Origin of the sequence: Mycoplasmopsis felis (assembly GCF_034647055.2) — a bacterium.
In the GTDB taxonomy this organism is placed as follows: domain Bacteria; phylum Bacillota_I; class Bacilli_A; order Mycoplasmatales; family Metamycoplasmataceae; genus Mycoplasmopsis; species Mycoplasmopsis felis.
Map to the genome: position 1 here is coordinate 428663 of NZ_CP141047.2, position 16231 is coordinate 444893.

A 16231-nucleotide genomic window follows, 5' to 3' on the forward strand; every position below is an offset into this window, starting at 1 on the left:
AGAAAGTGGAAATCAAATTATCTTCTTGATTTTGATTTCCACTTTTAAACATATTTATAATTCTTATTTATATAATAATTAAAGGAGTAAAATGAATAAAAATCTATTTGAAGAAGTAACAGAATTATTATTATCAAATCCTAAATATGTTAGTTCAGATAATAAATTACTTAAAGCAATAGTATATACAGATATAATGAATCTAGATACTAATTTATTAGTAATGTTATTGTCTAATAAATTAGTTAAATCCACATTTTTTCAAAATGTTAATGATACTTTAGTATTTGACAAACAAAAATTTGCTTGATTTATTAATAGTAAAGAATTTCTTCCTGATTCATATACAAGATATACTAATAAAATTGGTTTAACATCTAATGGAGAATACTTATCAAAATCTAATAACGTAGTATTAGATTTTGCATACAAGGATTGTTTTTTAGTAGGTGGACAAAACAAAGATGATCAAAAAAGAGATGAAATTTTTTATAATGAAATCATAGCTAGTGATCAAATTAGTACAATGCTATCTCCTAAAGTATTTACTAATGTTAAAAAATATACCAAAGATGGTATACAAGAAAATATCTTATTCAATGAAAATGATAATTTAATTATCAAGGGAAATAATTTAATAGTGCTAAGTTCATTATTAAAAAGATATGAAGGAAAAGTTAAATGTATTTATATTGATCCTCCATATAATACAGGAAACGATAGTTTTAATTATAATGATTCATTCAATCATTCAACTTGACTTGTGTTTATGAAAAATAGATTAGAATTAGCAAAAAGGTTGTTGAGCGAGGATGGGAGTATTTATATTAATATAGATTATAATGAAGTTCATTATCTTAAGGTTTTAATGGATGATGTTTTTGGTAGGGATAATTTCTTGAATGATATTGTATGACAATATTATATGGGAGGAAAGAAAAAGAACACCTTCGCAAGAAAGCATGACAATATATTGATGTATAGTAAAATTAAAGACAACAATTATTTTAAAAAAATTAAGATTAAACGATATTTAGATTTTACACCATCATTGAATGATTCTTCAAAGGATAGTGAAGTAGGGAAAGATGAAGTCGGATATTATAGTATAGTTACATGTCCAAATGTGTGAACTGATATAAAAAGTGTTTTTAATATGTCAAAGGAATATGTGAAATTTGATGGTCAAAAACCAGAAAAACTAATTCAAAGGATATTTGAAGCTTCAACTCAAGAAAATGATCTTGTTCTAGATTTCCACTTAGGTTCTGGTACAACTGCTGCTGTTGCTCATAAAATGAATAGAAGGTATATTGGAATAGAACAAATGGATTATATTCAAGATATAGCAGTTCAAAGATTAAAAAAAGTTATTGATGGAGAACAAGGTGGTATTTCTAAATCTATTAATTGAAATGGAGGTGGGTCATTTGTATATTTTGAATTATTAGAAAATGCAAATAATTTAATTTCATTAATTCAAAATACAAATGAAGATAATATTTCAAATATCAAGAATTTAATTTATAGTGATCAAAGAATAATTCCTTTTCTAACTAAAAAGGAATTATTAGAAGTAGATAATACTTTTGAAGCATTATCATTAGTTGATAAACAAAAAGCATTAATTAAATTAATTGATAAAAATAAATTATATGCAAATTATTCAGATATCGATGATCAAACATATAATGTTTCACAAAGTGATAAAAACTTTACTAAAAGTTTTTATAAAGGAGAATAAATGGAAAATTTATTTTTATATGAAAAATTAGATGTATTAAAAGAATCAGGCGTTGATATAAACTTACCTGAAGTTATTGAAAATGGTTTGTCTAAAAACATTAGCTTAAGACCTTATCAAATCCAAGCATTTAAAAACTTTTTAATGTATTATGAAAATGGTAATTTAAGAAAAAATAAACAAATTCATAATTTATTTCATATGGCCACAGGTTCTGGAAAAACAGTTATTATGGCAGGTTTGATTTTGTATTTATATACAAAAGGATATCGAAAATTTTTATTCTTTGTTAATCAAACAAATGTTTTAGAAAAAACAATTGATAATTTTATTAATAATTTATCATCTAAGTATTTATTTAATGATAATATAGAACATATAGGTAATAAAATCAAAATTAAAAAGGTTGATAATTTTTCTGGTAATTCATTTAATGAAGATATTGAAATTATTTTTACTACAACTCAAAAACTACATTTAGATTTATGACAAGCAAAAGAAAATTCAATTACTTTTGATGATTTCGAAAACAATCGAGTTGTCTTTATTTCTGATGAAAGTCATCATATTAATTCATTAACTAAAAAACCATCTAAAGATGAAGAAACTGCAAAGAATACTTGAGAGTATTCTGTGATGAAAGCATATTCATCTAATAAAGATAATATAATGCTAGAATTTACTGCCACATGTGATTTAAAAGATAACAACGTTTTAACTAAATATTCAGATAAAATTATTTTTAACTATCCATTATTTTCTTTTAGAGAAAGTGGATATACAAAAGATTTTCACAACATAGCAACTGATACTGATTTTTGAACTCGAACTTTAATAGCCTTAGTTATGAGCGAATATCGAAAATACTTATTTGCTGATTTAAAACTAAATATCAAACCAGTAATTATGTTAAAATCTCAAAAAATAATTGAATCACAAAATTTTTATGATCAATTCTTTGTTAAAATCAAAGAATTATCTTATAAAGATTTATTAGGATTAGAACTTGTTGGAATAAATTATTTAAATAAAGCAATTCAATATTTTAAAAATAAAGATGGAAATCTCCAAATTCTAGAACAATCTATTAAAAATTCTTTTACTAAAGATACAAGTATTATTATGAATGGATCTTCTGATAATAATAAAGAGAATCAACTTTTAGTTAATTCTCTAGAAGATATTAATAATCCAATTCGTTTGATTTTTGCAGTTGATATGTTAAATGAAGGATGAGATGTTTTAAATTTATTTGATATAGTGCGTTTATATGATACTCGTCAAGGTTCTGGTAAATCAGGTGTAGTTGGTTCATATACAATTAAAGAGGCACAATTAATTGGTCGTGGTGCTAGATATTGTCCATTTGTTGATAATGATTTAGATTTTAAATATCAACGTAAATATGATAATGATTTAACAAATGACAATCGAATTTTAGAAACAATGTTTTTTCATTCTAAAAATGATTCTTTATATATTTCAGAATTAAGACAAGCATTAATTCAAACAGGATTACAATCTCCAAATCCAATAACTATTGAATATAAATTAAAAGAAGAATTTAAAGAAAGTTCTTTATATCAAAAGAGTTATGTTTTTTCAAATACAAGAATACCAAAACCAAGAAATGAAGTTAAAAGTATTGAAGGTTCATTTAAAAACAAAACATACTATTATCAAGTATTAACATCAAAAGGTAATACAGTTAATTTATTTGATAAAGAAGATTTATCAAATAAATCGTTTAAAACAAATATAACTAAATTAAAATTTCAAGAAATTGATTTAAATATTTTACTTGGTGCTAGTGAATATTTTAATGAATTAAGATTTGATATCTTAAAAAGAAAGTATCCACATTTAAAGTCTAAAATTGAATTTTTAACAGGAGATAATTTCTTAGGAAATAATAATCTTGAAATATCTCATTTAACTAATGAAATCACAGGAAAAGATATTTTTAATGCTCTAAAAAAAGCTTTTGTAGAAATATCAAGTCATATTAATTCTCTTAAACAAGAATATATTGGAACTTATGATTTTAGTCCAAAAATGTTAAAGGATGTAATCAAAGATAAGAAAATTTATCTACAAAGTATTGATTCATTTAATGGAAAAGGTGTTTCTCAAAACCTTTCAACTAAACAAGAATACCAATTAGACTTAAGTAATGAAAGTTGATATGTATTTAACGATAATTTTGGTACATCTGAAGAAAAATCATTTATTAAATATTTTAAAACAGATATTGAACCTAAATTAAAATCAAAAAACTTAGAATATTATGTAATTAGAAACGAAAGATTCCCAGAACTAGCAATATATTCTTTTGAATCCGGTGAAAGATTTGAACCTGATTTTCTTTTATTTATTAGAAAAAAAGAAAATAATGATGATTTAATTTACCAGACATATATAGAACCAAAAGGTCAACACTTATTAGAATTTGATTTATGAAAAGAAAACTTTTTATTAGAATTAAATAACTATTCTAAGACAAAAGGTTTATTCTTTAGTAATTACAAAATTCTAGGTCTTCCATTTTTTAATAAAGAATTTAAAAAAGAAAACTTTGATATTGCAATTAATGAATTAATACAAAACATAAAATAAACGTTTAATTACTTAACATAGTTATTTATATATACCAAACACTTTATTCTTCTATGGAAATAGTTTGTTGTTATAACCTTGTTATGAAGTTTCAAATAAAATATTTGTTTTTCTCTAAAACTAAAAAATATGAACCAGTATTATATTTTCTTCTATTAATTTGTTTAATTTTGTATAAACAGATATATTTCCATAATATTTTCATATTTATGTATATTTTTACTTGGATTTTCTTTTGAAAAAAGAAAAAGTAAATAACTTTTTATATGATTTAAATGTAAACAAAATGTAAAGAAGGAACTATGAAACTATTGAATTGACTTAAATATATATGTCTCCTATTTCAATAAGTATATTAGCAATATCAATCTCCTGTGATCTCAATTCAAAATATGAAGAGGAAGTTTCTCAAAATAATGAAGCAGTAACAGAATATTTTTCAATAAATCCTTTATTAATTGGTATAGATGAAGAATTAACCAATAAATTAAAAGAAAATTTTCCTGCTTATTTAAATAATAAAATACTTAGTACTAATATAAGTAATTTAGCTAAAAAAATACCCACACAATAAAACCTTTAAATAAAGAGTTAAAAAAATATATTTATATTACATTTGATAATGAATATAGGGATAAACAAGGTAATAAGCAAATTAATAAATGAGGAACATTTGAATTTATAAAAAAATATTTTGAAATAGATTATATAGATAATGAAAAAGGATTTGCATACCTTAGTTCAGATAAGTCTATAGAAATACTTAAATATCATTTATGAAAATTTAACTATTTATTAAACTTTACTGATGTATTTTTTGTAAACAAACCAGAAAACTATTCTAATTTCTTAAAAAATGAGTTAGAAGAATTAGAAAAAATGAAATAGATTTTATAAATATAGATAAAGAGCAAAATGCAGAAAATATTATATTTAATGAAGTTAATAAAGAGAACGCATCGCTTTATTTTGATGAATTAAATATAGAAAAACTTGATTTTAAAAACAATAAATATTATTATTATTCCAATCCTGATTTTAATGATATTGAAAAAATTATGGATTTGGTACTTACCATATAGTCACTCAAAAAATATTTAAAAGATTAGATAATAAAGATCTTTATCTAGAATTTCGTCAAAATATAGAACACACATGTGATATTCATTCTAACCCGGATAAAAATAAATCATATTCATTTAAAAAATGGTTTCCTCTTTAAAATAAGCAATAAAATTCTAGAGAAAAACAAAAATATTTATATAGATTTTAATCAAAAAAAATTGAAAACGAGAAACATAGGAACTGTATTATATTTTGTGTAAATTCTCTTTAACTTACTTTTTAATGTAAGAGAAAAGTGATAGCAAAACACAAATCTGGTTCTATTATAACAGAAAAAACCAAACAAAATGTCAAAAAGACGGAATGTCATTTCCGCTTTTTGACATTTTGTTTGGTTTTTGTTTTTTTAACCCTTCCGTCCCTTGATTGCAATCAAGGGATACCTTACTTTTTTAAAAAAAGTAAGACAAAAAACTTTAATTTTAAAAATAATTTTTAGTTGTTTTCTTTAAATATTATTAATAATTGACTTAAGATTTGTCCTCAGTTTGGAGTAATTTTATCTCATTTTGCAAGTTGATTATTTATAGCAAAATATACTGATTTCATAAGTGATTCTTCTGTTGGAAAAGAAGTTTTTGTTTTAGTAATTTTTCTTATGTTTCTATTAAGGTTTTCAATAATATTAGTTGTATAAATTAACTTTCTTATTTCTTTTGGGAAATTAAAAAATGTAACTAATTCTTCAAAATTATCTCTTCAACTTTTAATGGCATACATATATTTATCTTTTCACTTATCTTCAAAAATTTGTAAAAATCTTGTTGCTTCATCAATATTATTTGCCTGATAAATATTTTTCATATCTTTTGTAAACTCTTTTAAGTCTTTGTAATTAACAAATTTAACTGAGTTTCTGATTTGGTGAACTACACATTTTTGTATTTGGGTTTTAGGAAAAACTGCTTTAATAGCATTTGATATACCTGTTAAGTTATCACTTGAAATAATAAAAATTTCTTGTACACCCCTTAATTTAAGGTCATTTAGTACTTGCATTCAGTATTTTGCACTTTCAGATTCACCTATTCAAAAACCTAAGACATCTTTTTGTCCTTCAAGTGTATAACCCATAACTATATAAACAGATTTTTCAACCAATCTATTTTCTTCTTTAACTTTAAATCTAATCCCATCTATAAAAACCATAGCATATTCTTTTTCTAATGGTCTGTTTCTTCACTCAATTATTTGTGGTATTATTTTATCTGTTATTCTACTTACAAATGATGGTTCAACATCAATACCATAAATTTCATGTAATGTTGAAGAAATATCTCTTGTTGACATACCGCTGCTATAAAGTTTAATTACTGCACCTTCAATAAAAGAAATATCATATTGAAATTTTGGAACTACTTGTGGTTCAAACTCAGCATTTCTATCTCTTGGTATTTTTAAATTTATATCACCAAATTGTGATCTAACTTTTTTATCATATGAACCGTTTCTGTAATTATCTTTAATTGCTTTTTCATGTTCATATCTATCATAACCAAGATAATTTTTCATCTCTTCTTGTAAAATTTTTTCAATTAAATCTTTAGTTTGAGACTTAAGAATTTCTTGAACGTCTTCAATAGTCTTTGGTTTATACTGATTATATAATTTTTCAGTATCAAGATTAAATGTATTTTTCTTTTGCATAAAAAATCTCCTAATATAAATATTTTAAATTAAATATTTGCTATTAAGAGAATTTACACAAAATTAACTACACTTCCGAAACATATTTGTATTTCTAATACATAATAATTATTTCTTTAGATACTTTAATAAATAAAGTTTTTGTTTCCTTAAAAAAACTTTTTCTCCCTTAAAAACAGGAGAAAAAGTTTTTTCTTTGCATACATTCAATTATGTTATCTTAACAAAAGATATTGATTTTACTCACTAACTAAGCTTTCAGTGTATTTACATTTAGGGAAGTTTTTACATCCTATGAATTTTTGACCTCTTTTATTATTTCTAATTAATAATATTCCTTGATCGTTAGGACAAGGTTTTTCTATTTCTGTTAATTCAAATTGAACAACTTCCAATTTACTTGAAGCATTTTTAACTACCTCTGTAAAATTGTCTCAAAAGTTTTGCATAATTACATTTTTATTTATTTCATGTTCTGCTATTTTATCTAATTGACTTTCAACTTCTGCTGTGTATTTTTCATTAAAAATATCAGGGAAAGTGTTGATTAAGTAATCATTAATTATCATTCCGAATTCTGTTGGTTTTAATACAGGTAAATTTGTTTCAACAAAAGCACGCTCTTTAATTATATTAACTGTTGAAGCAAAAGTTGAAGGTCTACCAACTTTAATTGTATCTAACATTTCAATTAAAGTACCATCATTATATCTTGGTGCTGGTTTGGTTTCATGGTCTTCGAAGTTGAATTCCTCAACATCCACTATTTGATTTAATTCATAATTAGGGTCTAAGAACTCTTCATCAAATCCTGTTACTACATAATATCCATCATAAATTACTTTAGAAAAAGATTGTCTAAATTTATATTCGCCATTATTAAAAGTATATTGTTTACTTTGTCTAATAGGTTGTTTGATTAAAGACTGTAATGTATTTTCATAAATTAATTTATATACTTTATATTCTTGATCTGTCATTTCTGGATAAATAGTTCTAGCTCTTTCGGGAGTTAAACTAATATCAGTAGGTCTAATGGCTTCATGAGCATCTTGATCTCCTGAAAATCCTTTTATTTCAGAAGCGATATAATCTTGACCTCATTTATTTTTTATATATGAATGTGCTTGATCAATGAAAGTTTGTGATAATCTAGTACTATCAGTTCTTGGATAACTAATCAAACCACTTTCTCCATAACCTTCATAAAGTTTTTGAATAATAATTTGTGTAGATGAAGCACTAAAAGGACTTTTTTTGTATAAAATTGATTGCTTAAATGGTGTTTTAGCAGAAACCTTACGATTTGAAACATTAATATCAATTACATTCAAAATCTTTTGAGCATTTTCTATATCTGTTTTGACTTTATCTATTTCATTAGTAAAAATTCAATCGTTATACTCTGATTCATTTTCTGGATTAAAGTAATATGCAAGTGTAGGATTATCTTTTAATTTTGCTGATAATTTAAAATATTGTTGAGGAATAAATGCATTAATTTCCTTTTCTCTGTCAACAACTAATTTTAAAGCTATTGATTGAACTCTACCTGCTGTTGGTAAACCAGGTGAATTCTTAAATTTAGTTTTAATTAAATTAGTAACTCTAAAACCAATGATACGATCAAGCATTCTTCTTGATTGTTGAGCAGCTATTAAACCAAAATCTAATTTTGTAGCATTATTAAATGATTTTAAAATAGCATCTTTAGTAATTTCATTATATTTAATTCTTGAGTATTTATCTTCTATTTTAAAATAATTTACTAAGTGACTTCCAATTGCTTCACCTTCACGATCAGGGTCAGTGGCAATGTAGATATGTTCTGATTCTTTGATTAGACTTTTAATTTCTGTTACTAGTTTTCTTTTACTTGAATCTAATGAATACTTTGGTTCTCATTTTTCAAAATCAATACCCAAACCAAATTCTCCATCAGTTTTCATTTTTAAAAAATGTCCAACAGAAGCAACCACTTGAAAATCATCACCTAGATATTTTTGTATAGTTTTTACTTTGTTAGGAGATTCCACAATAACTAAATTTTTCATTCTTTAATAATACTATAATTTTAAAAATTATTAAAATTTAATAGATACATAATGACTTAAAATTATTTTATTAAATAACTTTCCATTATATAAAAATATGTTTATAATATACAAGAGTATATTTATTAATAAGTGTACTCCTTGGCTATTAGCCCAGAAAGACCATAAGGAGAAAAATGAACAAATATGAAATTATGTTAATTTTAGACCCAAAAGCAGATGTTAAAATTGCTTTTGATTTACTTTCTGATGTTTTTGGTAAAGGTGTTCAAAAAGCAGAAAAATTAGAAAGAAATGAATTAGCATACGAAATTAATAAATCAAAACATGGACAATTTGTTTTAGCTTTAGTTGAAGCTGATTCAAAAACTCCAAATGAATTTACACGTCGTACAAATATTATTAAAGAAATATGAAGAACTTTAATAGTTAATTTAGATTCTGAAAAAGGATTAAACTCAACAAGATCAACTAAAAATTTTAGACCTAAAAGAACATATGTTAAAAAATCAGATTCAAAAGAAACTGAAAAAGCAAAAACAGTTTAATGTCTAGAATAATTAAGGAGTATTAATGAACAAAGTTATGTTAATTGGAAGAACAACAAATGACGTTGAATTAAATATTACTTCCAATGGTAATTCATATGTCAGAGGAACTTTAGCTGTATCACGTAGAGGTATTGCAGAAGTAACAGATTACGTTCCCTTTGTAGCATGAAATCAAAATGCACAGTTTTTAAAAAGATATGCTCCAAAAGGAACACAAATTTTAATAGAAGGTAGCATTAAAGTTGATTCATATATAGAAAAAGCAACTCAACAAAGAAGAAGATCGTTTGATGTTAATGTTGATAATATTACTATTTTAGAATCTCGTAAATCAATTCAAGATAGAATTGAAAATCGCTCTTTTGGTGAAAATGTAATTGATTCTAAAACAACATATGAAAAAAACTTTAATAATTCAAATAATATTCCTGGAAATATTCAATTTTCTAAGTCTAAAACATCTTATGATTTAGAAAAAAATGAAACTAATTCAAATCATGATTTTAGTTCACTAACTGAAGAACCAGATTTGGATAAAGATTATGATATATATGATTAATAATTAAAGGAGTAAAGATGGCATATATTAAACGTAAAAAAACTTTTTTAAATAAAAGAAAAGTTTGTTCTTTCTGCGAAGAAAATTTAAATTATGTTGATTATAAAAATGTTGAACTATTAAGTAAATATGTTTCTGCAACAGCACAAATTAAAGCAAAATCAGTTACTGGAACATGCGCAAAACACCAAAGAAAAGTAGCAAATGCAATCAAAAGAGCAAGATTTATTGCATTAATGCCTTATTCAGTTGTACGTTCAAGAAACATGTCAAAATAATCATAAAGCAGTCATTGACTGCTTTTATTTATGCAAAAATGTGGAATTTTTCATGTTTTTTTCATAACAAAAGTTAGTTTTTATTCATTTTTAAATCAATTTGGACTAATTAAATATATAATAAACTTACACAATATTTTAAACAAAGGAAAATTATGAAATTAAAAAAACTTTTATTATCATTAGCAACTATTGGAAGCATTATACCAGTAGCTACATCAGTTTCATGTAAAGATGAAACAAAACCAGAACAACCAACAACACCACAAAAAGAAACATTAGATAAAAATCAAGTTATTTTAGACAGTGTAAGATATTTAGCTAATATCTGAAACACAGTTTCAGCAGAAAAAGATGCAATGTCTTATACATTATACAACTCTGCTAAAAAACAATTCGATACCTTAGTAAAAGGTCAACCTGAAGTTTTCGAAACTGATAAAGTAAAAGTTGATGCTAGCGGAAATGTAACAATTTCAAATACAACTGAAGGTAAAGCTATACCAGTTGTATTTATGGATATTGATGAAACTGTATTAAATAATTATTCTTTCCAAAACTGGTTAGTTAAAAATCACAAATATTTTAATTCTTCAATTTGAAATGAATTTGTTCAAGATAAACAAGCAAGAAAAATAGCAGGAGCATTAGAATTTATTGATTATGTTTGAAAAAATGGTGGAGTTGTAATGTATAACTCAAACAGAGAACAAGAAAATCAATTAGTTCCAACTAGAGATAATTTAGTTTCTGAAGGATTAAATGCAAACTACTTAGCTGATTGAACTTTCTGAATGCAAGGTGTTGATTTAGATAATGCAAAACCTTGAACAACAATTAAAAAAGATTCATCAAACAAAAGAGTTAAATCAGAAAAAGAAGATAGAATGAATTTAGTAAATTCTAAAAAATGAGATTTAACTACTGAAGGTAAAACTTTTGGAAACTCAGTTGCATTAAAAACAGTAATGAGAGTTGGAGATAATTTTGATGACTTTAATGATGTTTCTTCAGCACATAAAATTAATAAAGAAAGAAATAAAACATTAAATGATATTAAACAATTATTTGGTAATTTTGATACTTCTGTAAAAGGTGTTAAATACACAAAAAATGCAGATGGTTCAGTTACTAAAGAAAATGAAACATGAGCTGAATCTTATGTTTTAATAGGTGGTAATGCATCTTATGGTGGTTGAGAATCAGGTCTTGCTAAAGGATTCTATGGATTATCTACAGAAGATAAAATAAAAGCAATGGATAAAGCAATTGAAGAATTTATTTGAAAACCATCTAAACCACAATCTTAATTAATTTAATTTTATTTAATAATTAAAACATTTTAATGATATAATTAAATTACTTTATTGTATTAAAAATAAAGAGTTGTACGAAAGTACAACTCTTTCATATTTTGAAAGGAACTAATGAATTACAAAGAAATTTTAGAAAATGAATTTGGTTCTATAATTATTGATGCAAAACTTGTAAAAAATGAATTTGGAAATACTCTAGAAATAATTACAAGTTTCAATAATTTATCAGATGTAGAAAACATAAGTAAAAAAATATCAGTTTTTTTAGACAGTCAAAAATGATTTAAGGATGATTATAACTTAGAAGTTTTATCAAAAGGTCAAGATACAGCAATTAATATAGATGAAATTGAACAATATAAAGATAAAGAACTAAAAATTCAAACTATTAAAAGTTTTGAAGGTAATAATAGTTTTATAGTTAAATTTATTGAACAAAAGGATGGTTTTTTAGTCTTTAAATGAAATAAAAAAGGACAATTAAGAAAAATTCAAATAAGTAAGGATAATATATCAAATATAGAAATTTATATTAAATTTTAGAGGAATTAAAATGTTAAACAAAGATGATTTAAATAAAATAGATAAAAAAACAAGCGAAAATAGTGATTGATATAAAGTTATTAGTGGTTTTGCATTAACTCACAGATTAGATTTTGAAGTTATTTTAAAAATTTTAGAATCAGAAACTGAAAAAGCACTTCAAAGAGATATAAATCCAGATGCAGAAGTTGTTTTTATTGCAGATCATAAAAAAGAAGTAGTTTTAACTATTATTAAAAATGGAATTGTAGTTGAGGATGAAGAAATAGAATTTGATGAAAATTCAGATGAACCTAATCCACAAAGATTAATTGATATACCTTTATCACAAGCAAGAATAAAAAATCCAGAAATTCAAATTGATGATTTAGCAGAAATTGAATTTGATTTTAGCTGATTAACACAAAAGCATAAATCAGCTATCTTTAATGGTTTTAAATCTGAATTAAAAAGAATAGAAAAAGAAAAAGTTAAAACTATTTTTGAATCAAAAATTGGTCAAAAATTTTTCGGAAAAGTTAAAAATGTTTTACAAAGAGGTTCTTTTTCAGTTGAAATTTATGAAAACGAAAGAGAATATTTAGCTCATCTACATAGTTCAAAAGTTAATAAATCAATAGATGTACACCCTGGTTCATCAATAGAAGTAATTTTAGAATCTGTTAATCTAGATAGTTCATTACATTTATTAGAAGTTTCAATGATTGAACCTGAACAAGTTGAAAATGCATTGAAATCTGAAATTCAAGAAATTAGTGATGGAGACATTGAAATTGTAAAAATTCAACGTATTCCAGGTATAAGAACAAAAGTTGCAGTTAGACCAAATCCAAATAAATCATTTAATTTTGATATTATAGGTTCAATATTTGGTGAAAATGCAAGAAGAATTATTGCTGTATCAGAGAAAATCGGTGAAAAAATAGATATTATTAGATATTCGGATGATAAAAAAGAATATATTAAAAATGCTTTATCCCCTGCAAAGGTAGTTGATGTTGCTATACATAAAACAACTCAAAAAGCGTTTGTTATAGTATCAAAAGAAAACAAAACTATAGCAATAGGCAAAAAAGGTATAAACATTGAATTGGCTTCAAAGTTAACTGGTAATAAAATTGATATTATAGATATTGAAAAAGCAATAGAAAGCAAAATACCATTTAAAGAACCTACAATTAAAAAGAACACTTTTTCATCAATTGAAAAGCCATTGTTTAATCATTCAAAACAAAATAGAAGTAAAAAGTCTAAATCAAGTGAATACTTCAAAGACTTTTCAATTTCAATGGAAGAATTTGACAGAGATGTTATGGAGTTCTTTAACTCAGTTAATTCATTAGATAATCAAATTAAAGAAAATGTTGTTGAAACTAAAAAAGAAGAAAAATCTAAGAATCAAAATGTAACTTCAAATTTTGATGAACTATTCAACCAAGTTGAAGATGAATTAACATCAACTAATGTTAACAATGATCCTTATGATTTTGTTAATGATTTAAATGATTCGTTTGATATAAACTTTGCTGATGAAACAGAATTTGAAGAATATGTAGAGGATGATTCTAATAAAAAAACAAAATCAACAAAAACAGAAGTTAACAAAAAAGATAAAGTTATTTCAGAATATAAAAAGATTAAAGATTTTAAAGTTGATTCAGATTTAGCTAATTATGGTTTAGATTCTAATTTAGACTTAAGTGATTTAGAAGATGAATGAGATAATTAAACAACAAAATTACAATCGTAAATGTATTGCAACAAACCAAATTACAAATATTTCAAATTTATTAAGAATTGATTACGATAAAAAAAATAATCTTATCTGCGTGGATTACGAAAAAGTTTTAAAAGGTAGGGGTTGTTATTTCATATTAAACATAGAGAATTGAGAGAAAATTAAAAAAAATAAATTATTAAATCGTTCATTTAGAACTAATATTTCAAAAGAAATATATGAAGAAATGGATATTAAAATCAAGGAGTTCATATATGGCAAAAAAAAATTATAGAATAAGTAATGTTCAAGAAATAAAAGAACAATTACAAACAACAAAAACAGAAGTAAAAAACGGTGTTTTTATTTTCACTAGTAAAATGTCAATTGCAGATTTTTCAAAATCAACAAATATAAGTGCAAATGATATTATTAAAAAGTTTTTCTTATTAGGAAAAATGTATAACGTTAATCATATTCTTTCAGAAGAAGAAATCGCTGAATTATGCATAGAAAATGGTTTAGATTTTCAAAAAGAAACAAATGTTGACGGTTCTAATTTCTTAGATGAAGTTAATTTTGAAGATAAACCAGAAGATTTAATTACAAGAAATCCAATTATTGCAGTAATGGGACATGTTGATCACGGTAAAACTACTTTAATTGATAAAATTAGAAAATCAAACATAGTAGCTTCAGAATCAAGCGGTATTACTCAACATACCGGAGCATATGAAATTGCACATAAAAAATCACATATCACTTTTTTAGATACCCCTGGACATGAAGCATTTACTAAAATGCGTGCCAGAGGTGCTAAAGTTACAGATATCATTATTTTAGTTGTAGCTGCAGATGATGGTGTTATGCCACAAACTAAAGAAGCTATACAACATGCAAAAGCAGCTAATGTTCCTATTATTGTTTTTGTAAATAAAATGGATAAACCCAATAAAGATTTAGATAGATTAAAAGGTGAATTAGCAGAAAATGAAGTTGTTATAAGCGAATATGGTGGAGATGTACAAATCGTATACGGTTCAGCTATAAATGGAGAAGGTCTTACAGAATTATTCGATGAAATTACATTACTAGCAGAAGTCATGGATTTAAAAGCAAATCCAAAAAGATATCCAATAGGAACTGTTATAGAATCTAGAGTCGATAAAGGAGCGGGTGCTGTGTCAACTATAGTAATTGAAAATGGTACTTTATATAAAGGAGATTTTATAGTTGCAGGGTCTAGATATGGAAGAATTAGAAGTTTAACAGATTCACAAGGTAATCCACTAGAAAAAGTTTTACCAGGACAACCAGGGATAATAACAGGATTAAATTATGCTCCAGATGCAGGCGACAAATTCATAGGTTTTAGTGATGAAAAGTTCGCAAAAAAACTAGCCAATGAAAAAGCATTTGCAGATAAAATGAATTTATTACATGATAAAAGTGTTGCAATGCAAAATACAGATGGTAAAAAAGTAATTAATGTAATAATAAAAAGTGATGTTCATGGAACTAGTGAAGCTATTAAAGGGCAAATTAATAGTATGGAAAATGAAGAAGCAATAGTTAAAGTTATTTCTGCTTCTGCTGGTTATGTTAATGGAAATGATTTGTTATTAGCTCAAGCTTCTAATGCCATTATATTTGTCTTTAACTTAAAAACTCCTTCTAATATGAAACAAAATGCAGCAGCACAAAATATTAGTTTAATAGAACATAATGTTATTTATAAAATTATAGAAGACTGTCAAACACTACTAGACGGACAAAAAGCACCTGTTTATGAGGAAAGAAAAATAGGAGAAGCCCATATTTTAAAAGTTTTCTTTTATTCCAAAGTAGGAAAAATAGCAGGTTGTTTACAAGATTCCGGTGTTGTTAAAGAAAAATGTAAAGTTAAAGTTTATAGAAAAAGTAAATTAATTCATGAAGGTGTTTTAGAATCCTTAAAACGTGAATTAAATGATGCTAAAGAAGTAGTTAAAGGAAAAGATTTTGGAACACATATCAAAAATTTTAATGATATAGAATTAGATGACGTATTAGAGTTTTATGAAGATGTAAGGATTAATTAA

At 24.4% G+C, this 16231-nt stretch carries 13 protein-coding genes; 11 read left to right on the forward strand and 2 right to left on the reverse strand.

Features of this window, described 5'->3' with window-relative positions; all coding sequences use genetic code 4:
• The first annotated feature begins 91 nt into the window (after positions 1 to 91).
• The 3 genes from RRG59_RS01865 (at position 92) to RRG59_RS01875 (ending at position 4934) form a co-directional block, all read left to right on the forward strand.
• Complete coding sequence (locus RRG59_RS01865) at positions 92 to 1744, forward strand: site-specific DNA-methyltransferase (RefSeq protein WP_322902694.1); 1653 nt, start codon at positions 92 to 94, stop codon at positions 1742 to 1744.
• The gene (locus tag RRG59_RS01870) at positions 1745 to 4360 is read left to right on the forward strand and encodes a DEAD/DEAH box helicase family protein (protein ID WP_322902696.1); all 2616 of its coding nucleotides are present in this window, start codon (positions 1745 to 1747) and stop codon (positions 4358 to 4360) included.
• Positions 4361 to 4691: 331 nt separating this feature from the next.
• Complete coding sequence (locus RRG59_RS01875) at positions 4692 to 4934, forward strand: hypothetical protein (RefSeq protein ID WP_322902698.1); 243 nt, start codon at positions 4692 to 4694, stop codon at positions 4932 to 4934.
• A 986-nt stretch (positions 4935 to 5920) separates the two neighbouring features.
• Here RRG59_RS01875 and RRG59_RS01880 read toward each other — a convergent pair.
• Positions 5921 to 7132, reverse strand: coding sequence for an IS256 family transposase (locus RRG59_RS01880; protein ID WP_322902699.1), 1212 nt, complete (start codon positions 7130 to 7132; stop codon positions 5921 to 5923).
• Between the two features lie 239 nt (positions 7133 to 7371).
• The gene (gene topA / locus RRG59_RS01885; protein WP_322902701.1) at positions 7372 to 9186 is read right to left on the reverse strand and encodes a type I DNA topoisomerase; all 1815 of its coding nucleotides are present in this window, start codon (positions 9184 to 9186) and stop codon (positions 7372 to 7374) included.
• Positions 9187 to 9362: 176 nt separating this feature from the next.
• On the opposite strand from topA, the gene rpsF reads away from it, so the two are divergent.
• The 8 genes from rpsF (at position 9363) to infB (ending at position 16231) form a co-directional block, all read left to right on the forward strand.
• Positions 9363 to 9734, forward strand: coding sequence for a 30S ribosomal protein S6 (rpsF, locus tag RRG59_RS01890; protein WP_322902703.1), 372 nt, complete (start codon positions 9363 to 9365; stop codon positions 9732 to 9734).
• A gap of 25 nt (positions 9735 to 9759) precedes the next feature.
• Positions 9760 to 10296, forward strand: coding sequence for a single-stranded DNA-binding protein (locus RRG59_RS01895; protein ID WP_051619542.1), 537 nt, complete (start codon positions 9760 to 9762; stop codon positions 10294 to 10296).
• Between the two features lie 17 nt (positions 10297 to 10313).
• Positions 10314 to 10574: a 30S ribosomal protein S18 gene (gene rpsR, locus RRG59_RS01900; RefSeq protein ID WP_161553023.1), complete on the forward strand. Its 261-nt coding sequence runs from the start codon at positions 10314 to 10316 to the stop codon at positions 10572 to 10574.
• A gap of 155 nt (positions 10575 to 10729) precedes the next feature.
• A complete protein-coding gene (locus tag RRG59_RS01905) occupies positions 10730 to 11884 on the forward strand; it encodes an HAD family acid phosphatase (RefSeq protein ID WP_322902705.1) in 1155 nt (384 codons plus the stop codon).
• 117 nt (positions 11885 to 12001) lie between these two features.
• Positions 12002 to 12433: an LSm family protein gene (locus RRG59_RS01910; protein WP_322902706.1), complete on the forward strand. Its 432-nt coding sequence runs from the start codon at positions 12002 to 12004 to the stop codon at positions 12431 to 12433.
• 10 nt (positions 12434 to 12443) lie between these two features.
• Complete coding sequence (locus RRG59_RS01915; protein ID WP_322902707.1) at positions 12444 to 14162, forward strand: NusA N-terminal domain-containing protein; 1719 nt, start codon at positions 12444 to 12446, stop codon at positions 14160 to 14162.
• On the forward strand, positions 14146 to 14445 hold the full coding sequence (locus tag RRG59_RS01920) for a YlxR family protein (protein ID WP_322875819.1): 300 nt from the start codon (positions 14146 to 14148) through the stop codon (positions 14443 to 14445). Before RRG59_RS01915 ends, RRG59_RS01920 begins: the two co-directional genes overlap by 17 nt.
• Positions 14426 to 16231 carry a translation initiation factor IF-2 gene (infB, locus tag RRG59_RS01925; protein ID WP_322902709.1) on the forward strand — a complete coding sequence of 602 codons (1806 nt, stop codon included), beginning with the start codon at positions 14426 to 14428 and terminating at the stop codon, positions 16229 to 16231. The genes RRG59_RS01920 and infB overlap by 20 nt, the downstream gene beginning before the upstream one ends.